Genomic DNA, 19790 nt, shown 5'->3' on the forward strand with positions numbered 1-19790 from the left:
GTGGGTAATGGGGGCAATCAGATGTCCAGCACTTCCATTTCTTGCAGCACCTGGCCGATCGCCTCGACCGCCGCCTGCATGCCCTGCGCGTCAACGTGGCCGATGCAGCCGACGCGGAAGGTTTCCACTTGGGTCAATTTTCCGGGGTAGAGAATGAAACCCTTGGCCTTGACCCGCTCGTAGAAGTCCTTGAACTGGTAGCGCGGGTCTTTTGGCGCATGGAAGGTGACGATGATCGGCGCCTGGATGGCGGCTGGCAGGAAGCTGCGCAGGCCGAGTGCGGCCATGCCGTCGAGCAGTGCCTGGCAGTTGTCGGCATAGCGTTGATGGCGCGCGGGCAGGCCGCCTTCTTCCTGGTATTGCAGCAAGGCTTCGTGCAGCGCGGCGACCACGTGGGTCGGCGGGGTGAAGCGCCATTGGCCGGTCTTGGCCATGTAGTTGTGCTGGTCGAACAAGTCCATTGCCAGGGAATGGCAGTTGCCTTGGGCGCCCGCCAGTGCCTGTTTGTCGGCGAAGACAAAGCCCATGCCCGGCACGCCTTCCAGGCACTTGCCCGAGGCGGCGATCAGCGCGTCAAACGGCACTTCGCGGGCGTCGATCGCCAGAGCGCCGAAGGAACTCATGGCGTCGATGATCAGGCGTTTATCGTGCTGTTTAACCACCTGCGCGATGTCCGGCAGCGGGTTGAGAATGCCGGTGCTGGTTTCGCAGTGGATCAACGCGACGTGAGTGATCGCCGGGTCGGCGTGCAGCAGGCGGTCGACGTCGGCGGCGGTAGTGGGTTCGTCTTCAGCGGTTTCGAAGGTGCTGAAGTCGCGGCCGAGCACTTCGCAGATCTTCGCCAGGCGCTTGCCGTAGGCGCCGTTGATCAGCACCAGTACCTTGCCGTTGCGCGGCACGAGGGTGCCAATGGCCGCTTCGACGGCAAAGGTGCCGCTGCCTTGCAGGGGCACGCAGTGGTGGCTGTCGGTGGCGTGCAGGATCGCCAGCAATTGTGTGCAGACGCTGGCGGTCAGTTGGTTGAAGCGGTCATCCCATGACCCCCAATCCACCATCATTGCCTGACGGGTGCGGTTCGAAGTCGTCAAGGGGCCAGGGGTTAGCAGGATCGGCGCGGCAGTGCTCATCTCAAGTCCTCGCAAGGTCATTGGGGGGTGAAGCTACGGCGCCTAAATTGCAGTTTGGCTTGTTATCAATCAAATTGTTTGTTGTTATGCGAGCTATCAGTGAGGCCGATACCTATGAATTTGTTTCAACTGCGTGCATTCGATGCCGTGGCCCGCGAGGGCAGCTTTACCCGTGCCGCCGCACGGCTGTTCATCAGCCAGCCGGCGGTGACCGGGCACATCAAGGCCCTGGAAGAGCACTACCAGATCGCGCTGTTGCGCCGTACCGCCCGGCGGGTGGAATTGACCGAGGAGGGCACGCGTCTGGCCGCGATCACTCGGGCAATTTTCGGCCTGGTGGATGAAGCGCAGGCGTTGCTCGAAGCCAATCGGCAGTTGCTCAGCGGACGCCTGGAAGTGGCCGCGGACGGCCCGCATCTGGTGATGCCGATGATCGCCAGCCTGCGTGCCCGTTACCCCGGCATCACCGTGAACCTGCGTCTGGGCAATGCCCAGGAAACCCTGGCGGCGCTGCTCTCCGAGCATGCGGATGTGGCGGTGCTGACGGAGGTGGAACCGCGCAATGGCCTGCACCTGCAGCCGTTGAGTGAGTCGCGGATTTGCGCGCTTGTCCCGGCCAGCCACCCGTGGGCGGCACTGCCCAAGGGCATTCGCCTGGAGCAGCTCAACGAGGTGATCATGGTATTGCGCGAGCCCAGCTCCATCACGCGGCGAACCTTCGATGATGCGTGTGGAGCTGCGGGTGTGCAGCCCAAGGTGCTGCTGGAACTGGACAGCCGCGAGGCGGTGACCGAAGCCGTGGCGGCCGAGTTGGGCGTGGGCGTGGTGTCGTCAATGGAAGTCAGCCAGGACCCGCGCGTGCAGGCCGTGACGATTCAGGGCGATGGGTTGTTGAACCGGCATATGCTCGGCTGTATGGAGCGGCGCCGCTCGTTGCGGCTGATTCAGGCGTTCTTTGAGTTGGCGTCTTGAGTTGAAGACCGAGTTGAGGCCATCGCGGGCAAGCCCGGCTCCCACATTGGTCCGGTTACTCAGGTACTACTCGGTCAACTGTGGGAGCCGGGCTTGCCCGCGATGAGGCCCTAAAACTCAGCGCAAACTGTCCCGCACAATATCGAGAAACGTCGCCACCACCCGCCTCGAACTCTGCTCCTTGAGGCACACCAGCGTTTCCTTCATGCGCTGGCTGCAATCGCGGATCGGCAGGGCATACACCCGCGAGTCGGCGCCGAGTTCCGCTGCCGACACCACGCCCACACCAATCCCCACCACCACCGCCTCCCGCGCGGCTTCGCGGCCTTCCACCTGGATCGCCGGGCGGATGCGCAGCCCGGCCTGACGCATTTCCTGCTCCAGGGTCTGACGGGTGACCGAGCCGATTTCCCGCAGTACCAGCGGCGTGTCATCCAGGTCGGCGAGGCAGATGGATTCACGCCCGGCCCACGGGTGGTTGCGCGCGACAAAGGCGAGTAGCTGCTCATCGGGCAGCGGCAACGACAGCAGGCGTTCATCGTCGACATCGCGCCCCAGCAGGGCCAGGTCGGCCTGGTAGTTGTACAGGCGAAACAGCGATTCATCCGTGTTGCCGGTTTCGATCTTCACGCTGATCCCCGGATACAACTGGCAGAAGCGTGCGATCTGCGGCAACACGTGCACGGGCGCGTCCACGGCCAGGGTGAGGGTGCCGGTGAGCAGGGCGCGGGAGTCTTGCAACAGTTCTTCGGCTTCGGCCTCGATCACAAACAGGCGCTGGGTGATGCCGAGCAGACGCTCGCCCAGGTCGGTGAGGCGCACGGCGCGTTTGTTGCGGTGAAACAGCAGCACGCCGAAGCGTTCTTCGAGCTTGCGCACCTGGTCGGAAATCGCCGGTTGCGTCAGGAACAGGCGTTCAGCGGCCTGAGTGAAACTGCCGTGTACGGCCACGGCGTGGAAGGCTTTGAGCTGGGCGTGGGAAACCGACATCGCAGATCCTCTTACAAGCTGAGCTTATAGGTGAAATACGATAAATCGATTTTACCTATTAGTCAGCCATTGCTTTGATACGCCAACCGCCGACGGCTGAGTCCTACAACCGCGGCGGCCATGGGTTCTGGCAAACCGGACCCATCTGACCAATGCCGCGCCCTCCAGGGCTTGGCATTGCAGTGCTCAACCATAAAAACAACAGGCATTTGCTTCTAGATCCTGCCGGCACACTCACCTGAGGTCAGAACCACAATGAATATCCAAACGGGTAGCATCAAGCGTTGGCGCGTGCAGATTTTCGCCATCACCTGGCTGGCGTACGCCGCGTTCTATTTCACTCGCAAAGCGTTTTCGGTGGCCAAGCTGGGCATCGTCGATGACCCCAGTTTCCCCCTCGACAAAATGATGATGGCCAACCTTGATGGCCTGTACCTGGCGGCCTATGCCGTGGGGCAATTCACCTGGGGCATGCTGGCGGACCGCTTCGGGCCACGAGTGGTGGTGCTGGGCGGATTGTTGATTTCTGCCGCAGCGGCGTTGGTGATGGGCACCTTTGCCACCTTGCCGATTTTTATCAGTTGCATGTTGATCCAGGGGCTGGCGCAGTCCACCGGCTGGTCGGGGCTGTGCAAAAACCTCGGCAGTTTCTTCCCGGCGCAGCAACGCGGGCGTGTGTTGGGGTTGTGGAGTTCGTGCTACGCCTTTGGTGGCCTGGTGGCATCGCCCTTTGCCGGCTGGTGGGCTTACACGCTGATCGGCACGTGGCATGCGGCGTTTATTTCCAGCGCGGCGGTGGTGGCGGTGGTGGCTGTGCTGTTCTTTATCTTCCAGCGCAATACACCGCAGGATGTCGGCTTGCCGGCTGTTGAGCCGGAGCCGGTCGTGGCGGCCGACACACAGCGAGTCAGCGTGCTGGAACCGCTGCGCGCGATCCTGCGTAACCGTACGGTGCTGGTCTTGGGCCTGGCGTACTTTCTGTTGAAACCGGCGCGTTACGCGATCCTGTTGTGGGGGCCGGTGATCGTTTATGAGCAAATGCCCTCGGTGGGCAAGGTGGGTGCGGCCATCGTGCCCACGGCGTTCGAGTTGGCCGGGTTGCTGGGGCCGATCATGATCGGGCTGGCGTCCGACAAACTCTTCGGCGCCCGGCGCATGCCGGCCTGTGTGCTCAGCCTGCTGGCGCTGACCGTGGCCCTGGCGTTGTTCATGGGCGCGCTGCACACCGGTAGCGTGATGCTGGTGATGGCCCTGCTGTTTGTGATGGGCCTGACGCTGTATGGGCCTGACTCGATGATCAGCAGCACGGCGGCCATCGACTTCGGCACCGCCAAGGCCGGCGCCACGGCCGCAGGCTTTGTGAACGGTTGCGGTTCGGTGGGGGCGATCCTTGGCGGCCTGCTGCCGGGCTACTTCGATACGGTCACGGTGTTTATCGTATTTGCCGGCGCGGCGTTGTTTTCTTCACTGGTGCTGATGCCTTACTGGAACGCCAGGCCCGCCGCGCTGGCGCAGGTTGGCGACTTTGTGCCCGACCGCAACGTCACGATCAAACCCTTGCGTACCTGAGGCACTTGGCCGGTTTTTTGGTGGATTAGAGTGTTTTTGCGCTATAAACTCTGCCCCCAAAGCGCCGGCCAGTAGACGTTTCGGCGCGATGGACGAAAAGAGAGTGAGTCATGGGCGCACAGTGGAAAGTCAAACATAAAGAAGCGGCATCCAATGCCAAGGGCAAGATTTTCGGCAAGCTGGTGAAAGAAATCACCATCGCCGCCCGCAACGGTGCCGACACCGCGACCAACGCCCACTTGCGTCTGGTGGTGGAGCAGGCCAAAAAAGCCTCGATGCCCAAGGAAACCCTGGAGCGCGCCATCAAGAAAGGCGCCGGCCTGCTGGGTGAAACCGTGCAGTACCACCGCGTGACCTACGAGGGTTTCGCGCCGCACCAGGTCCCGCTGATCGTCGAATGCGTCACCGACAACATCAACCGTACCGTCGCGGAAATCCGCGTGGCATTCCGCAAGGGCCAATTGGGCGCCTCCGGCTCGGTGGCGTGGGACTTCAACCATGTCGGCCTGATCGAGGCTTCGCCAGACAGCCCTGACGCTGATCCGGAAATGGCCGCCATTGAAGCGGGCGCCCAGGATTTCGAAGACGGCGAAGAAGAAGGCACCACCTTGTTCATCACCGAAACCACCGACCTCGATGCCGTGCAAAAAGCGCTGCCGGAGCAGGGTTTCACCGTGCTGTCGGCCAAGCTGGGCTATATCTCGAAGAACCCGGTGAGCGGCTTGAGCGATGAGCAGATGGCCGAAGTCGAAGCTTTCCTGGAAGGCCTGGACAACCACGATGACGTGCAGGATATGTTCGTCGGTCTGGCCGGCTGATTTGTAGCTGAATATATGCAGTAAAAATGTGGGAGCGGGCTTGCTCGCGAATGCAGTGTGTCAGTCGCCAGATCAGCTGACTGACACGCCGCATTCGCGAGCAAACCCGCTCGCACATGGGTTTAGCGGTGTGGCTGAGCGCTCAGCAGCGCTTCGATCTCTTCGAAGCCCGGTCGCGCCAACACATCCGGCTGGCAGCATCGTTTCTGCAGGTCTAGCAGTGCCTCGTCGTTGAACGCGGTGTCGATCCGTTCCAGCAACTCCCCCAGCAACACCCCAAACGCGCGCACTTCGATGCGCTGCAATGCCCGGGTTTCCAAGGTGTCCGCCGTGGCATGGAACGACGCCGCGCCGAAGTCCCCGAGCAAGCAATCGCCTGCCGCATTCCACAAAATATTGTGGCCGTACAAATCGCCGTGGGTGATGCCGTGCCGGTGTAAGTGGGCTGCCACCGAGGCAATGCCGCGTGCCATGCGCAACGCCACTTCAACGCTGAAACGCGTGTCCGGCGCGTAGATATCGCGTGTGCAGGACGCCAGGCTCGGCAATGCCGCCAGGTTGCGGTAGCTCGGATCGATCAGGTCCATGACCAGTGCGGCTTGGTCATCGGGATGACCGTTGATGCGGCCTTCTACCTTGATCAGGTTGGGGTGTAAACCGGCGGCGATGCACGCCTGCATTTCATGCAGCGGTGAACCGTCGCTGGTGATCGTGCCTTTGTACAGTTTGACGGCCACAGGCTTGGCCGCTGCTGCCCACCGCGCTTTACGAATGATCCCCGAGGCGCCTTCGCCGAGCACTTCGCCCAGGTCCAGTTCTGACCAGGGAATGTTCGGCGTCACGTCATCAGCGGCCACGTCCACGGCCATTTCCACCGGGTTACCGGCATAGGCCAGCCACGTCAGGCTCGGCAGCGTCAGCAGCCATTCCGGCAGTTGGGTCAGACGGTTGGAGGCGATGCGGATCAGCTCCAGATTTTTGCAGTTGGCCAGGCTCTCCGGCAGGTGCGCCAGATGGTTGCCGGCCAGCATCAGTTTCTGCAGCAACGGCCGCTCGCCCAATTCGCTGGGCAGTTGGCTGATGCAGTTGTCGGTGAGGATCAGCCAGCGTAGCTGCGGCGGCAGCGCGGCGGCGGGTACATGGCTGATCTGGTTGGCCTTGAAGCCGATCATGCTTAACTGGGCGCACTGGCCCAGGCATTCGGGCAGCGCGGTAAACGCATTGTCCGAACAGAACAGCACCCGCAAGTGCGACAGGCGATGCAGGTCGTCCGGCAGGCTGCTCAGGGCGTTACCCGTGAGGTTGAGGATTTCCAGGGTGTCGGCCAGCTCGAAGATCTCTTGCGGGAATTCGGTCAGCCCGCAGGACAGGTCCAGACGCTTGGTACCGGCCAATTGGCCAGTCTTGAGTTGGTCGAGGGTATTCATGAACGGCGCGGTCACTCGGCAATAGGCGGTAAAAGGCGCTCATGATACCGGGTCGGGCGCACGTTGCGGGCAGACGGTTTGCAATTGGTTCAGGCGGCTGGCAGTGCGGGCGAGGTCGATGGCCTGGCCTTCCAGAGACGCGGTCAACGGCTGTTGGCCGATCAGGGTCAGGCGTTTGTCCTGGTCGTAGAGCACGTCTATCAGGTTGATAAAACGCTGCTGCACAGCAATGGGACACTCGGCCAGTGGCGGCAGGCCATCGATCACCCAGTGGTCGAAGTCCACGCATAGCAGCAGGTAATCCATGACGGCTGTGAGCTGTTCGCACAGGTCATTGAAGGTGAACACGATGGTGCGCGCCTGATGGCCGCGGCAAACCAGCTGGCGGTTGCCGACCGTCAGGGCGTGTGCCGGGCCTTGTGTGGCGGGCAACCCGAGCGCTTCACGCTGGTCGGTGGTACCCGGCCATACATACTGGCCGCCGGTAAAGCGCTGTTCGGCATGGGCCTGGGGCAAGCTGCGAAAGTCCTCGGGCGAGCTGACCTCCAACACCGCCATACGCGCGGCGATCAGGTCAATCACCGGCTTGAACCGCTCGTGGTACAGCGGGTTGGGCAGCAACCCTTCGGGCGCATAGTTGGAGGTCACCAGCACCAGCACGCCGCGCTGGAACAACGCTTTGAACAACCGGCTGATGAGCATGGCATCGCCGATGTCGTGGACGTGGAATTCGTCGAAACACAACACCCGGCAACCCGCCAGCAGCTCATTCAGGGTGGCGGCCAGGGCGTCGTCATGCTCACGGTGCTTGAACATGCCCCGGTGCAGGCGGGCAAAAAAAGTGTGGAAGTGCACACGCTGCTTCTCGGCAATCGGCAGTGCCTGGAAAAAGCCATCCAGCAGCCAGCTTTTGCCACGCCCCACCGGGCCATACAAGTAAAGGCTGCGGGTGGGGCGCCCGGCGAGCAGGTGCTGGGTTTCGCGAGCGAGGGCAGTGATTGCCCGGGTTTGGCCGGCACTGAGGGTATAGCCCTGTTGCTCGGCCTTCGTCTGAAAAAAACGCGCGATCGGGGACGCGTCCGGGGTAGCCGTTTTGTTACCGAGCAGACGCTGAATCAAGGAAAGCACAGCCAATGCGATTCACTCTGTATTTCTGTGGTCCCTCACTTTAGGGCGCTCGGCGTGATTTGACCAATAGAGAAGGGCGCCGGCAGCTATCTCGAAAAGGCATGGATGGCGGCAAAACCTGACCGAACTGGCGGTTTATCGTTAAATGGCTAACCTCATACAAAGTTGTCACCCCTGTATAAGGAATTGGGGCTGTGAAGGGACGAGCAGTATTGGCAGTAATGGGCGCCATGCTCTGTAACACGTTGCACGCTGCGCAACTTCAGGTTGAGGTGCGCATTGAAGTGCAGCGCGGTTGTCAGCTGGTGGGCACCACCCGCAGTGCTGGCATCGAGCAACTTGGCGTACTGGATTTCGGCAGCGGCCCGCGTCTGGACGACGCGGCCGGCCCGCTCAGTGCGGCGCTGATCAGCCAGCGCCAACCGCGCCTGGAATGCAACCCTGATACACCTTACCAAGTGCGCGTGGATGGCGGCCTGCATGGCGGCACGGGCGAAGTGCGCTACCTGACCACCGCCACATCCTCCACCCCACCCATCGCTTACCGACTCTACGCCGACGCCGCGCGGCGTATCCCCTTGCCCGTGAATGAGCCCCTGAGCGGTCGCGTGCCGGACTCCGGCAGTGTCGATCTGCCGTTGTACGGGCGCATTGAACCGCTCAAGGACATCCCCGCCGTCGGTCGCTACACCGACCTGCTCAAGGTCACGGTCACATGGTAAGCCGGGGCTGGGCCCTCGTGGCGATGGGCGGCCTGTTGCTGCTGGCCGACGACGCCCAGGCGGCAGTCACCGGGCAGATCCACGCACGCCTGGTGATCACTGCCAGTTGCCAAGTAAGCAAAGGCGTTGAGGGCGCACCGGTCAGCCCTTCGGGCGGCGGTGCATTGCTCGACTTCGGTAGCCAGGGCCCGACATGGAGCAACCCATTGGGCGCCGGGGTGACTGACGGCGCCAGTGCCCCGGTGTCGGTGTCGTGCAACCCCTCGGTGGTCAGCAGCTTCACGGTGACCATTGACGGCGGTGCCCACGGTGACGGCACCACGCGACGCCTGAGCAACGGGCGCTACACCATTCCGTATCGGCTGTCCGCTGACGCGCTAGGCCACATCGCCTACAGCATCGGCCAGCAACACAATTTCGTCGTGGCCCAGGGCACACAAGTACCGATCCCGGTATTCGGCTCGGTGGTGGCGAATACCAGGGCCCTACCGGCCGGCATCTACACAGACACCCTGACGGTGACTCTGGATTGGTAAACCATGAGGATGAAGATCATGCATGCACTCGTATCGAAAGCAGTTTTTCCATTGATCGCGCTGGTGTGGGTGTCGGGCGCGCAGGCGGCGACCGTGGCCGGCACCGTGAGCGCGACCCTGGTGCTGACCAGCAGCTGCCAGGTCAATGGCGCGGCGGCCACCGGCGGGATGAGCTTCGGTAACTTGAACTTCGGTACGGCCAATAGCCTGTTCACCGAAGCCGACGGCCAGGTGTTGGGCGGAGGCGGCGGGGCGTTGTCGATTCTGTGCTCGGCGGGTACCACGCCGACATTGACGGTGTCTGCCGGCGCCAATGACGGCAAGTCCACGGGGGGCGCGCGCGCACTGTATGACGGCGTCGCCAATTACGTGCCCTACGATCTGTATACCGACAGTGGCTATTCGAATTTGCTGGCAATCGGTGGGGTGATCAACCTGGCGCCCAGTACCGGTGTGGCTCAAGCCGTGAATATTTACGGCAAAGCCAATGGCAAGGCGGGGCTGCCGGCGGGTACTTACACCGACACGGTTAACGTGACCCTGACGTTCTGAGAGCCATGAGCCGTGCAGCGTGGGCGTTGGCGGTGTGCATCGGCTGGGGAATGCCGGTGTCGCTGCAGGCGGTAACGAGCCAGTCGTTCCAGGTCAGCGCGACCATCACCCCCGGCTGCCTGGTGGTCGGCGGCGGCGCCAATTACGGCAGCCTGGCGTTCGGCACGTATTCGGCACTGGCAACCAGCACGGCGACCGTCGCGCTTACCGGTGGCGTGACCCTGCAATGTACCCCGGGGGTTGCGCTGAATATGACGGTTGATGGCGGTTTGCATAACAACAGCGGCCGCCGCCTGCAGCTCAATAGCGGCAGTGCGCAGGTTGGCTATCAGCTGTTTCGCGACGCGGCCTTCAGCCAGAGCCTTGGGATCAGCCAAAGCGTCAGCGTGGCTTACAGCAACGCCGCGAATATTACCTTGCCAATTTATGGGCGAGTGCAGTTACCGGGTAATCAGCCTGGGGGGACGTACAGCGACACATTGCAGGTGCAACTGTCGTGGTAAAGCGATTGGCAATGAGGAGTAAGACCTATGTATGCAGCGTCCCGGCACTGGTGGGCAGCGGGTTTGAGCGGGTTGTTGGGGTTGGCGGCGGGGCAGGCCCAGGCGGCCAGTTCAGTGCTGATCTGGCCCATTGATCCGGTGTTGGAGGCCGATCAACAGGCCAGCGCACTGTGGCTGGAAAATCGCGGCACAGAGACCGCCAACCTGCAAATCCGCGTGTTTGCCTGGTCCCAGAGCGGCTTCGATGAGCAGTACCAGAACCAGCGCGACGTGATTGGCAGCCCGCCGGTGGCGAAAATCGAACCGGGCCAGAAGCAATTGGTGCGCCTGACCCGTACCAAACAAGTGCCACCGGGCCAGGAGCTGGCCTATCGCATCATCATCGATGAGATCCCTTCGGCGACGCCTCCGCCGGCGCCTGCGGATGGCAAGACTGCCGCTGCGATCCGTTTCCAAATGCGTTATTCGGTGCCCTTGTTCTCTTATGGCCCCGGCCTTTGGAGCAAGGTTGACGGCACACGCGACCGTGACCCCAAGAGCGCGGGCAAGCCGGACTTGAGCTGGAAAAAAGTCACCGTGGGCGGGCGCAACTACGTCGAAATGCGCAACCAGGGTGCCGTGCACGCGCGCTTGACCGATGCCACATTCAAGCAGGGCGGCCAACCTCGTCCGCTGGTGGAAGGCTTGATGGGGTATGTACTGCCGGGTGCGACCATGCGCTGGCCAGTACCGGCTGGACTGCCGGCCGATCAGCCGCTGCAGGTACGCGTCAATGGTGCAACGCAATTGGAGAGCCTTGCGCCGGGGCGATAAAACACTGCTTGTCGGGCAAGGATCAGCCCGTTGTGTTAACGGATGGAGATGTCCATTGATGGACACAAAGCCTTGGTGAGCCTCGATAGGGCTCGTTGTCTATGGCGATCGGTGTGGGTGGTCAGTGGCTTGTCCGGGCTGGTGCTTGCGCCGCTGGGCGCGGCCGCGCCGTTGCCGCCCCCGCCGAGCAGTATGGAGGCTGTTGCCGATGCACAGTTATTCCTGGAGTTGGTGGTCAATCAGCGGGACACCGGCCGCGTGGTCGCCGTCAATCAGCGCGCTGGGCAGCTGTTTTTACCGGCGTCGGTGTTGCAGGAAGTCGGCATGAAACTGCCGGGTGAGGTCCCCGTCGAAGTGGCGCTGGAACGTCTGCCTGGCCTGCACACCGATTACGACAGCCAGGGCCAGCGGCTGATACTCACGGTGCCACCCGCCTGGTTGCCGGAGCAGTTTATCGGCAGTCGTGACAATTACCCGCGTACCCAGGCACTCACCAGTTTTGGCGCGTTGCTCAACTACGATGCTTACCTCAACGATACGGATGACGCGGGCACCTACCTCGGCATCTTCAACGAAGTCAGGCTGTTCGATACCTGGGGCACCTTGTCCAATACCGGCCAGTACCGCACCACCCTTGGCCGGGAGACCGTCGGCAGCAGCCTGGACAATGGCTATCGGCGCTATGACACCACCTGGCGATTCTCCGACGATGAGCGCTTGTTGACCTATGAAGCGGGCGACGTCATCAGCGCTGCCTTGCCGTGGAGCAGCTCGGTGCGCCTGGGCGGCGTGCAAGTGTCGCGGGACTTTGCAGTGCGCCCGGACCTGGTCACCTACCCGTTGCCGCAGTTTGCCGGGGAGGCGGCCGTACCGTCGTCGGTGGACCTGTTTATCAACGGTTATAAATCCAGCAGCGCCGATCTTCAGCCCGGCCCCTACACCCTCACCAATGTGCCGTTTATCAACGGCGCCGGGGAGGCAGTGGTAGTCACTACAGATACGCTGGGGCGACAGGTCTCGACCACGGTGCCGTTCTATGTCACCAGCACCCTGTTGCAAAAGGGCTTGTCAGACTTCTCAGTGGCAGCCGGTAACCTGCGCCGCGATTACACCCTGCGCGATTTCGGCTACGGCCCCGGCGTGGCCAGCGGCACCTTTCGTTACGGGCTGTCGGACACGGTTACCCTGGAAAGCCACGCCGAAGCCTCCAATGACCTGACCCTGGGCGGTGTGGGCGGCAACCTGCGCGTCGGCAATCTCGGCGTGCTCAACACGGCTATCAGCCAAAGCCGGTATGACGGCCGCACCGGGCAGCAATTGAGCCTGGGCTACCACTACAGCAACCCGCGTTACAGCCTGTCGTATCAGCGCGTGGAGCGCCGCGATCAATATGCTGACCTGAGCCTGATCGACACCCCCTACGCCAGCCTCAGCAAGCGCAGCCAGCAGGCGACTCTGAGCGTTAACCTCAACGATTTCGGCAGCCTGGGCGTGGGCTATTTTGATGTGCAGGCCGCCGACAATTCCCGCACCCGCCTGGTCAACATGACCTGGAGCAAGTCGCTGTGGCGCAACAGCAGCGTTTACCTGTCGGCCAACCGTGAAGTCGGTGACAGCAGTTGGGCGGTGCAGGCGCAAGTGGTGGTGCCCTTCGACGTCTACGGCAGTCTTAGCCTGGGCACAGAGCGCAGTAAAACCGGGCAAAGCCAGCAGCGGGTCAATTACAGCCGTGCGGTGCCTGTCGAGGGGGGCGTGGGCTTCAACCTGGGTTACGCCAGCGGCGATGGGCCGGCCTATCGTCAGGCTGACCTGACCTGGCGACTGCAGTCGGTGCAGTTGCAGGCGGGCGTGTATGGCAGCAGCGATGCGCAAACACGCTGGGCAGACGCTACCGGCTCGCTGGTATGGATGGACAATCAAGTGTTCGCCGCCAACCGCGTCAACGATGCGTTTGTGGTGGTGAGCACGGATGGCGTGGGGGGCGTGCCGGTGCGCTACGAAAATCAGGTCGTGGGCGAAACCGATCGCAACGGCCACCTGTTGGTGCCGTGGACCAGTGCCTACTATCGCGCCAAATACGAGATCGACCCGCTGAACCTGCCGTCCAACGTGCACGTGCCGAATGTGGAGCAACGGGTTGCCGTGCGCCGGGGCAGCGGCTACTTGCTTGAGTTCCCGTTGCGCCGGGTGCTCGCGGCGAGCATCACGCTGATCGATGCCCGGCATCAGGAACTGCCCCTGGGCAGCCAGGTACGCCATGAGCAAAGCGGTGCCCTGGCGGTGGTGGGCTGGGACGGCCTGGTGTACCTGGAAAACCTGGTGGCCCATAACACCTTGCAAGTCACGGTGGGCGACGGCCAGACCTGCCAGGCAACATTCGAGCTGGATACCACGCAAGCGCAGGTGCCGCTGATCGGGCCATTGGTGTGCCAATGACATAAGGAGTGTGCGTGTGCGGGTCAAGGAATGGTTGTTGGGGTGGCTGCTGTTATCAAGCCTGGGGGTGTCGATGCCGGTGCAGGCGGTGTGCTCGGTGGTCGCCACCGTGCCCGCCAGCTTTGGCACGTCGGTGAGTTCGATGACCGTGCGTACCACCTCCCAGCCCAGCTCAACCACCAACGCCGGCTTGAGTTGTACCCCGGCGGTGCTGTCGGTATTGACTTCCAGCGACCATTTCTACGCGACCATCACCGGTTCGTCACAGGGCGGCCTGGTCGGGCCGACCGGAGATGTCATCAACTATACGATCTACGCCAACAACACCCCGTCGTTTCCAATGACACGTGGTACTGCGTTCGATTTTGGCGGCAGTGGCGGCATCGCCGCGTCCCTGGGGCTGGTCTTTGGTCCCGGCACAAAAGTAGTGCCGCTGTACTTTGCCACCACGCTTGGCAGCAACGTGGCGGCGGGTGTGTACAGCGAGACCCTGAGCATTTTCTGGAACTGGAATTATTGCTCGGGCATTGGCATTGGCGGGGTATGCCTGGGCCGCGAGATCAACAGCGGCACGACCACGCTGAACGTCAGCATGACCGTGGTCAATGACTGCCAGATCACCACTCCACCGATCGCATTCGGCAGTGCCCCGGTGGTCAGTGCCTTCGCCACAGTCACCGGGCAGGCCAGTATTGCCTGCACCAAGGGCAGTGCGTATACCGTCGGGCTCAGCGATGGGCAGAACCCGGTCAGCGTGGGCGGCCGTCGGCAGATGGTGTCCGGCAGTAATGTGCTTGCCTATGACATCTTCCAGGGGGCGGGCTCCACCCGCTGGGGTAGCGTGGGCGCGGCGCGGCGAGCCAGCGCCTCGGCGGAGATCAACCCGGGCAACGGCTTGGGCACCGGCAGCCAGGTATTCAACTACAACGCGAAAATCTACACCGACCAGGCCACCCCGCCGGGCGGCACTTATCTCGACAACGTGGTCCTGGACGTGGGTTTCTAGAACTTCAACATCGGTGTGGAGGGCTGATCCACCGGGCTGACCATCGCATAGTTGTACCCGGCGCCGGACCAGTACTCGGCTTGCAAACCATCGGCGCTGCGGCTGCCACGGGGCAGGAAACCGTTGTCCGGGCCCGGCGGACGGATATAGAAGCTGATACGGCGACCTGTCGGGTCTTCGTACAGCACCATGGCTGCCGCGCCTTGGTCCGTGGTGAGCAGGCGCCCGCTCACCGGTTTGAAACCGGACGGGCTCAAGTCCGGCAGGCGATGCGCCTGGTTGAAATAACGGTCCAGCCAAGCCTGCATGCTGCCGCCATCCTGCGTCGTGTAGTCGGCGGGCATGATGCCGTCCTGGGCAAACAGGCGGTAAGCCTGCATGGCATCGGCCATCGGCAACATCGGCGGTTGAGTGGCTTCGCGCGCATGCCAACCCGCCACGCCGCCGAGGCTGACGGCGATCAGCAACACGGCGGCGGTGGCGAAGTGGCGACGGGACTGATGCTTGATCCGTTGGCGAATCAGTGCCGGGTCCAGGTCGGGGTTGGCCGGTTGTTGCAAGGCACCGCTCAGTGACGCACGCAGCAAGTGCGCATCCTGCTGCCACGCCTGTACCTGAGCGGCGACGTCGGGATGGGCCGCCAGGTAGGTTTCAAGCACGCGGCGGTCGCTCTCCAACAGTTGGTGGTCGACGTAGGCATGCAAATCGCGTTCGCTGGGGGGCAGGCTGATCATTTGAGTATCCGCAGGGAAGGGCTGGTAATTTCGCCATCGCTGAGTTGACGCAAGGCTTGGCGCGCCCGGGACAGGCGCGACATAACGGTGCCCACAGGCACCTTCAGAATATCGGCAACTTCCTTGTAGCTTAAGCCTTCGACCGACACCCACAGCAGCAGGGCGCGTTGTTCGGCGGTGAGTCGGTCGAAGGCTTGCAGGGTCGATTGGGCGATCACGATGCGCTCCACCGAGGGCTGCGCGTCGTCACGGCCGGTGAAGAATTCGAGCATGCGTGCATAGCGCCGACTGCGGCGGTGGGTATCGAGGAACTGCCGGTAGAGGATCGAGAATAGCCAGGCGCGAAGGTCGCCTTCGAGGCGTTTATCGGCCCAACTGATGATCGCCCGTTCCAAGGTCGACTGCACCAGATCGTCGGCGCTGCTGGCGTTACGCGTCAGTGACACGGCAAACCGCCGCATTCTGGGGATGAGTTCACGTAACTGTTCGTCGAGTTCATGCATGGCTGCGATTCTGATCGGTTTTGCAGAGGAAGACGCCAGCCAGCGTGAGTTATTCCATCAATGGCTGTGGGAAATTTTTAGGTTCTAACTAGGGATCATCTGCAATGCAGAAGGGGCTGTAATACAGCTCCCACACCTCAATCAATCGTCGTAACCGCCGGGAACAACTTCGGCGGTTAACTGATGAGGGTGTATGCATGACATGTTCTCCGACCGATAAACGTTTATTTTTCCGAACTGCATTGGCTCACTTGCCTGCCGCTCAGCAAGTCGTGTTTGAGCAGTGGGGGTGCGGCCTGTCTACCAAGGCTGCCTACGACAGTGTGCACCACGCTATCGAGTTTCAAGCGGCGCTGTCACCGCAAGCGATTGCTGCAGTGTGGGCGGGCCAGCGTATCAGCTATGAACAACTCAACCGTCAAGCCAATCGCTTGGCGGTGCACCTGATTGAGCTGGGCGTGAAACGCGGCAATACGGTGGGACTGTTCGTCGAGCGTTCGATTCCCATGCTGGTGGGGCTTTTGGCGGTGTTGAAGGTCGGCGCCGCGTATGTTCCTCAAGACGTCAGAATCGTACCGACGCTGCAACTGAGCATGGTGCTTGAGTCGTTGACCAGCCCAGTGATTCTGACCCTGTCGAACCTGGCCGATTGCATACCGGCCGCGTCGGCCCATCGCTGCCTGAGCCTGGACACGTTTCTGGCCGAAACACCCTGGATCGCCGAGGACAACCGTCAGGCGTTCGCCGCTGCCGACACCGATGACCTGTGTTTCGTGCTGTTCACCTCTGGCACGACCGGACGGCCCAACGGCGTCTGTGTCAGTCACCGCAATGTGTGCAACATCCTGCTGACGCAGCCGGGGCGGATGGGCATGGCACCGGGGTGCAACGTGGGGCAGATCCTCAATATCGGTTTTGATATGGCGGCCTGGGAAATACTCGGTTGTCTGGCGCATGGAGCGACCTTGTTGATTCGTGGTAAAGACATTGCGCAAACCGCTGCACAGTGTCACGTGTTAATCGCAACACCCTCGATATTGGCGAGCCTTGACCCTGAACAGTGCCCTGACCTCAAGACTGTTGCGGTGGCGGGCGAGCCCTGCTCCCAGGCGCTTGCCGAGCATTGGGCCGAGCACTGCACGTTCTACAACGGCTGCGGCCCCACTGAAACCACCATCGTCAATACCTTGCACCGGCATGTGCCTGGCACCCTATTGACCATCGGCAAGCCGACACCGAATAACACCGTGTATGTGCTCGACGAACACGGCCGCGCGTGTGAGCTGGGTGAAACCGGTGAAATGTGGGCCGGCGGCGCAGGGGTAACGGCCGGTTACTTGAACAATCCTGCACTGACCCAAGAGCGCTACCGGCCGGACCCCTTTATAGGCGGTGATGCCATGATGTTTCGTACACGGGACTTGGGGCGCTGGACGGACGAAGGGCAACTTGAACACTTGGGGCGCGTCGATGATCAGGTAAAGGTTCGCGGGTTTCGTGTGGAATTGGATGCCGTGTCCACGGCCCTGGAGGCTGGCGATGGTTGCACACGGGCTGTCACATTGAAACTGGACAGCCGCAATCTAGTCGCTTTTGTCTCGCCTGCCAGTGCTGACGTCGAGTCTTGCCGAGCCCAATGCCAGCAGCGCCTGGCCTACTACTGTGTGCCGTCGTCCATCTACGCGATGGAGCATTTTCCACTGACCGCCAGGGGCAAAATCGACAAGGCAGTGTTATTGCAACGGGCTCGGGAGAGGCACGTGGCAAGGTTGGCGCTCGCGACTGAGGAGGCCGCTCATGATTGATGCGCTGACCCGTACTGTCGTACCGCCCAAGCCGGCGTTATGGCGCCGCTGGACGTCACTGCCGATGTTTTCTTACTACAACCGCCTGATGGCAGTGGTGCTGCTGGGTAACGCAGCGTGTGTGCTGATGGTTGTCGACGTTCACACCATCACAGTTGAAACGCTCTCGGGCATGGTGTTGATCAACCTGTCGGTTGCCATTCTGATTCGCCAGCAATATCTGATCAACGCACTGTTCTGGCTGGCTACCCGCGTTCCGCTCGCATGGCCGCTACGTGTGCGGCGCAGCGCGGCCAAGGTCTACCACTTTGGGGGGCTGCACAGTGGCGCAGCGGTGGCGGCGACCGGCTGGTTTGCGGCCATGGTCGGTGTTCAGGTCGCGCGCCATCTGCAGCAGCCGGGCAGCGTTTCGTCAGCCTGGTTGTGGCTCAGCAGCGTGCTGCTCGGCCTGTTGATGTTGATCGTGGTCATGGCGCTGCCCTGGATTCGTGGCCGGTTTCACAATGGCTTCGAGCGGGTCCATCGGTTCGCCGGTTGGGGCGCACTGCTGCTGTTCTGGGGGCTGACGTTACTGGCGTCCAGCGAAGCCTCAACGCCCTTGTCGCACAGTGGGTCGTTCTGGGTGCTGGTGCTGCTGACGCTGAGTATTGCGTCGCCTTGGTTGCGTCTGCGTAAGGTGGCCATTAAACAAACGAGGCCTTCGACGCATGCGGTCCTTACCCGTTTCAGCCACACCACGCCTTTCGCAGGTTCATCCACCGCGATCAGCCGAAACCCACTGCTGGAGTGGCACTCATTTGCGAATATTCCTGCGCCAGGCGAAGCGGGGTTTCGCCTGATCATTTCCAGAGCCGGAGATTGGACCGGGCGTTTCATCGAGGACTTGCCCAGCCACGTATGGGTCAAGGGCATCACTACGGCTGGCGTTGCCAATGTGGAAACCCTGTTCAAGTCAGTGGTGTATATCGCCACCGGGAGCGGCATCGGGCCGGTCATGCCGCATTTGCTTGCAGCTCAGGTGCCGATCCAGTTGATCTGGTCTACCCGCAGCCCGAGGAAGACCTACGGCGATGAGTTGGTCGACGAAATCCTGCGCGCCCAGCCCGGCGCATTGATCTGGGACACCGACGAGCGCGGTAAACCGGACTTGGTGCAACTGGCTTATGGCGCGGTGCAAACCGTAGGTGCAGAAGCCGTGATCTGTATTGCAAACCAGGCCTTGACTCAGCGTGTGGTGCACGAGATGGAAGCGCGAGGCATACCCGCTTATGGCGCGATCTGGGATTCCTGAGGTCGCGTCAGTGGGTGACAACATCAATCAGAGGAGGTGTTTATGCACTTATTAGTGGAACGTCATGGTCGGGTAGTCCTGGTCAGGCTCAACCGTCCGCACGTCAAGAATGCGCTGAATTCGGCGCTGATGACGGAGTTGGTCAGCAGCCTGGATGCTTTGGATCGTGACCCTCAGGTCGGCTGTTTTGTCATCACCGGCAGTGCGGACTATTTCGCTGCAGGGGCCGATATCAAAGAGATGAGCGGCAAGTCTTACCTGGACATGCTCAACGAGGATTACTTCGTCGGCTGGGAAGCCTTTACGCGTCTGCGCACGCCAACGATCGCCGCAGTAGCGGGTTACGCATTTGGCGGTGGCTGTGAACTCGCGCTGATGTGCGACATGATTTTCGCCGCCGATACGGCGACCTTTGCGCAGCCGGAAATCAAGTTGGGTGTGATTCCGGGTATGGGGGCGACCCAGCGGTTAACGGGGCTGATCGGTAAGGCCAAGGCCATGGACCTGGTGTTGACTGGTCGGCCAATGACTGCCCAAGAGGCCGATCAAGCTGGGTTGGTGTCCCGTGTGTTCCCGGCGGCAATTCTGATGGAGCAGACATTGGCAGTGGCTGCGCAGATTGCCGGGTTCTCCCGGACAGCCACCCGGGCGGCGCGAGAGGCCGTTGAACAATCCCTTGAGGTGGGCTTGCACGACGGCGTGCGTGTGGAGCGTCGGCTGTTTCATGGCCTGTTTGCCACGCCTGATCAGCAGGAGGGGATGCAGGCGTTTCTCTGCAAACGTCCGGCAGTGTTTAACCCCACGTAGAAGGAAAATCGACTCGGCGGCGTATCTGTTCAGAAAAAAACTACAGTGAAA

At 61.9% G+C, this 19790-nt stretch carries 19 protein-coding genes; 13 read left to right on the forward strand and 6 right to left on the reverse strand.

Annotation, left to right across the window (positions count from 1 at the left end; genetic code table 11):
* Positions 1–17 precede the first annotated feature (17 nt).
* The gene (locus JFT85_RS26780) at positions 18–1127 is read right to left on the reverse strand and encodes a 2-aminoethylphosphonate--pyruvate transaminase (RefSeq protein WP_078826821.1); all 1110 of its coding nucleotides are present in this window, start codon (positions 1125–1127) and stop codon (positions 18–20) included.
* Positions 1128–1241: 114 nt separating this feature from the next.
* On the opposite strand from JFT85_RS26780, the gene JFT85_RS26785 reads away from it, so the two are divergent.
* Positions 1242–2099, forward strand: a complete 858-nt coding sequence (locus tag JFT85_RS26785) for a LysR substrate-binding domain-containing protein (RefSeq protein WP_017136483.1) — start codon at positions 1242–1244, stop codon at positions 2097–2099.
* A gap of 117 nt (positions 2100–2216) precedes the next feature.
* Here the strand turns inward: JFT85_RS26785 and JFT85_RS26790 are convergent, their stop codons facing one another.
* Complete coding sequence (locus tag JFT85_RS26790) at positions 2217–3089, reverse strand: LysR substrate-binding domain-containing protein (RefSeq protein ID WP_017136484.1); 873 nt, start codon at positions 3087–3089, stop codon at positions 2217–2219.
* Between the two features lie 255 nt (positions 3090–3344).
* Between JFT85_RS26790 and JFT85_RS26795 the strand changes: the two genes are divergently transcribed.
* Both JFT85_RS26795 and JFT85_RS26800 read left to right on the forward strand, forming a co-directional pair.
* Positions 3345–4658 (forward strand): MFS transporter, encoded by a 1314-nt coding sequence (locus tag JFT85_RS26795; RefSeq protein WP_017136485.1) that lies wholly within the window; start codon positions 3345–3347, stop codon positions 4656–4658.
* A 110-nt stretch (positions 4659–4768) separates the two neighbouring features.
* The gene (locus JFT85_RS26800) at positions 4769–5476 is read left to right on the forward strand and encodes a YebC/PmpR family DNA-binding transcriptional regulator (protein ID WP_015884705.1); all 708 of its coding nucleotides are present in this window, start codon (positions 4769–4771) and stop codon (positions 5474–5476) included.
* Between the two features lie 122 nt (positions 5477–5598).
* On the opposite strand, the gene JFT85_RS26805 is transcribed toward JFT85_RS26800, so the two are convergent.
* Entirely contained in the window at positions 5599–6903 is a 1305-nt protein-coding gene (locus JFT85_RS26805; RefSeq protein ID WP_201230723.1) for a leucine-rich repeat-containing protein kinase family protein, read from the reverse strand.
* A 39-nt stretch (positions 6904–6942) separates the two neighbouring features.
* Positions 6943–8037, reverse strand: coding sequence for a cell division protein ZapE (gene zapE / locus JFT85_RS26810; RefSeq protein WP_069551743.1), 1095 nt, complete (start codon positions 8035–8037; stop codon positions 6943–6945).
* Between the two features lie 188 nt (positions 8038–8225).
* On the opposite strand from zapE, the gene JFT85_RS26815 reads away from it, so the two are divergent.
* Genes JFT85_RS26815 through JFT85_RS26845 form a run of 7 tightly spaced genes read left to right on the forward strand, consistent with a single transcriptional unit; the run spans position 8226 to position 14599 of the window.
* Positions 8226–8753 (forward strand): Csu type fimbrial protein, encoded by a 528-nt coding sequence (locus JFT85_RS26815; protein ID WP_078826820.1) that lies wholly within the window; start codon positions 8226–8228, stop codon positions 8751–8753.
* Entirely contained in the window at positions 8747–9289 is a 543-nt protein-coding gene (locus JFT85_RS26820) for a Csu type fimbrial protein (RefSeq protein WP_078826819.1), read from the forward strand. Before JFT85_RS26815 ends, JFT85_RS26820 begins: the two co-directional genes overlap by 7 nt.
* An 18-nt stretch (positions 9290–9307) precedes the next feature.
* Positions 9308–9841, forward strand: coding sequence for a Csu type fimbrial protein (locus JFT85_RS26825; RefSeq protein WP_201230724.1), 534 nt, complete (start codon positions 9308–9310; stop codon positions 9839–9841).
* 5 nt (positions 9842–9846) lie between these two features.
* The gene (locus JFT85_RS26830) at positions 9847–10344 is read left to right on the forward strand and encodes a Csu type fimbrial protein (RefSeq protein ID WP_053256936.1); all 498 of its coding nucleotides are present in this window, start codon (positions 9847–9849) and stop codon (positions 10342–10344) included.
* A gap of 27 nt (positions 10345–10371) precedes the next feature.
* Positions 10372–11157, forward strand: coding sequence for a fimbrial biogenesis chaperone (locus JFT85_RS26835; protein ID WP_053256935.1), 786 nt, complete (start codon positions 10372–10374; stop codon positions 11155–11157).
* A gap of 42 nt (positions 11158–11199) precedes the next feature.
* Positions 11200–13593, forward strand: coding sequence for a fimbria/pilus outer membrane usher protein (locus tag JFT85_RS26840; protein ID WP_201230726.1), 2394 nt, complete (start codon positions 11200–11202; stop codon positions 13591–13593).
* 16 nt (positions 13594–13609) lie between these two features.
* Entirely contained in the window at positions 13610–14599 is a 990-nt protein-coding gene (locus tag JFT85_RS26845; RefSeq protein ID WP_169875256.1) for a Csu type fimbrial protein, read from the forward strand.
* On the opposite strand, the gene JFT85_RS26850 is transcribed toward JFT85_RS26845, so the two are convergent.
* Entirely contained in the window at positions 14596–15333 is a 738-nt protein-coding gene (locus tag JFT85_RS26850) for an anti-sigma factor family protein (RefSeq protein WP_053256933.1), read from the reverse strand. The two genes, JFT85_RS26845 and JFT85_RS26850, sit on opposite strands and share 4 nt — an antisense overlap.
* Positions 15330–15836, reverse strand: coding sequence for an RNA polymerase sigma factor (locus JFT85_RS26855; protein WP_201230728.1), 507 nt, complete (start codon positions 15834–15836; stop codon positions 15330–15332). The genes JFT85_RS26850 and JFT85_RS26855 overlap by 4 nt, the downstream gene beginning before the upstream one ends.
* Before the next feature lie 197 nt (positions 15837–16033).
* Between JFT85_RS26855 and JFT85_RS26860 the strand changes: the two genes are divergently transcribed.
* Genes JFT85_RS26860 through JFT85_RS26870 form a run of 3 tightly spaced genes read left to right on the forward strand, consistent with a single transcriptional unit; the run spans position 16034 to position 19739 of the window.
* Positions 16034–17641 carry an amino acid adenylation domain-containing protein gene (locus JFT85_RS26860; protein ID WP_201230730.1) on the forward strand — a complete coding sequence of 536 codons (1608 nt, stop codon included), beginning with the start codon at positions 16034–16036 and terminating at the stop codon, positions 17639–17641.
* A complete protein-coding gene (locus JFT85_RS26865) occupies positions 17634–18932 on the forward strand; it encodes a hypothetical protein (protein ID WP_171902607.1) in 1299 nt (432 codons plus the stop codon). Before JFT85_RS26860 ends, JFT85_RS26865 begins: the two co-directional genes overlap by 8 nt.
* Positions 18933–18974: 42 nt before the next feature.
* On the forward strand, positions 18975–19739 hold the full coding sequence (locus JFT85_RS26870) for an enoyl-CoA hydratase-related protein (protein ID WP_201230732.1): 765 nt from the start codon (positions 18975–18977) through the stop codon (positions 19737–19739).
* The last annotated feature ends 51 nt before the right edge of the window (positions 19740–19790 follow it).

It is taken from the genome of Pseudomonas sp. TH04 (genome assembly GCF_016651355.1).
Lineage (GTDB): Bacteria > Pseudomonadota > Gammaproteobacteria > Pseudomonadales > Pseudomonadaceae > Aquipseudomonas > Aquipseudomonas fluorescens.

What these genes read in the sequence shown, in the direction of transcription:
- JFT85_RS26785 (WP_017136483.1), top strand. Translation starts at nt 1,242, where the DNA reads ATGAATTTGTTTCAACTGCGTGCATTCGATGCCGTGGCCCGCGAGGGC.
- JFT85_RS26865 (WP_171902607.1), top strand. Translation starts at nt 17,634, where the DNA reads ATGATTGATGCGCTGACCCGTACTGTCGTACCGCCCAAGCCGGCGTTA.
- JFT85_RS26820 (WP_078826819.1), top strand. Translation starts at nt 8,747, where the DNA reads ATGGTAAGCCGGGGCTGGGCCCTCGTGGCGATGGGCGGCCTGTTGCTG.
- JFT85_RS26835 (WP_053256935.1), top strand. Translation starts at nt 10,372, where the DNA reads ATGTATGCAGCGTCCCGGCACTGGTGGGCAGCGGGTTTGAGCGGGTTG.
- JFT85_RS26795 (WP_017136485.1), top strand. Translation starts at nt 3,345, where the DNA reads ATGAATATCCAAACGGGTAGCATCAAGCGTTGGCGCGTGCAGATTTTC.
- JFT85_RS26850 (WP_053256933.1), bottom strand. Translation starts at nt 15,333, where the DNA reads ATGATCAGCCTGCCCCCCAGCGAACGCGATTTGCATGCCTACGTCGAC.
- JFT85_RS26780 (WP_078826821.1), bottom strand. Translation starts at nt 1,127, where the DNA reads ATGAGCACTGCCGCGCCGATCCTGCTAACCCCTGGCCCCTTGACGACT.
- JFT85_RS26840 (WP_201230726.1), top strand. Translation starts at nt 11,200, where the DNA reads ATGGAGATGTCCATTGATGGACACAAAGCCTTGGTGAGCCTCGATAGG.
- JFT85_RS26825 (WP_201230724.1), top strand. Translation starts at nt 9,308, where the DNA reads ATGCATGCACTCGTATCGAAAGCAGTTTTTCCATTGATCGCGCTGGTG.
- JFT85_RS26800 (WP_015884705.1), top strand. Translation starts at nt 4,769, where the DNA reads ATGGGCGCACAGTGGAAAGTCAAACATAAAGAAGCGGCATCCAATGCC.
- JFT85_RS26830 (WP_053256936.1), top strand. Translation starts at nt 9,847, where the DNA reads ATGAGCCGTGCAGCGTGGGCGTTGGCGGTGTGCATCGGCTGGGGAATG.
- JFT85_RS26870 (WP_201230732.1), top strand. Translation starts at nt 18,975, where the DNA reads ATGCACTTATTAGTGGAACGTCATGGTCGGGTAGTCCTGGTCAGGCTC.
- JFT85_RS26860 (WP_201230730.1), top strand. Translation starts at nt 16,034, where the DNA reads ATGACATGTTCTCCGACCGATAAACGTTTATTTTTCCGAACTGCATTG.
- JFT85_RS26790 (WP_017136484.1), bottom strand. Translation starts at nt 3,089, where the DNA reads ATGTCGGTTTCCCACGCCCAGCTCAAAGCCTTCCACGCCGTGGCCGTA.
- JFT85_RS26805 (WP_201230723.1), bottom strand. Translation starts at nt 6,903, where the DNA reads ATGAATACCCTCGACCAACTCAAGACTGGCCAATTGGCCGGTACCAAG.
- JFT85_RS26855 (WP_201230728.1), bottom strand. Translation starts at nt 15,836, where the DNA reads ATGCATGAACTCGACGAACAGTTACGTGAACTCATCCCCAGAATGCGG.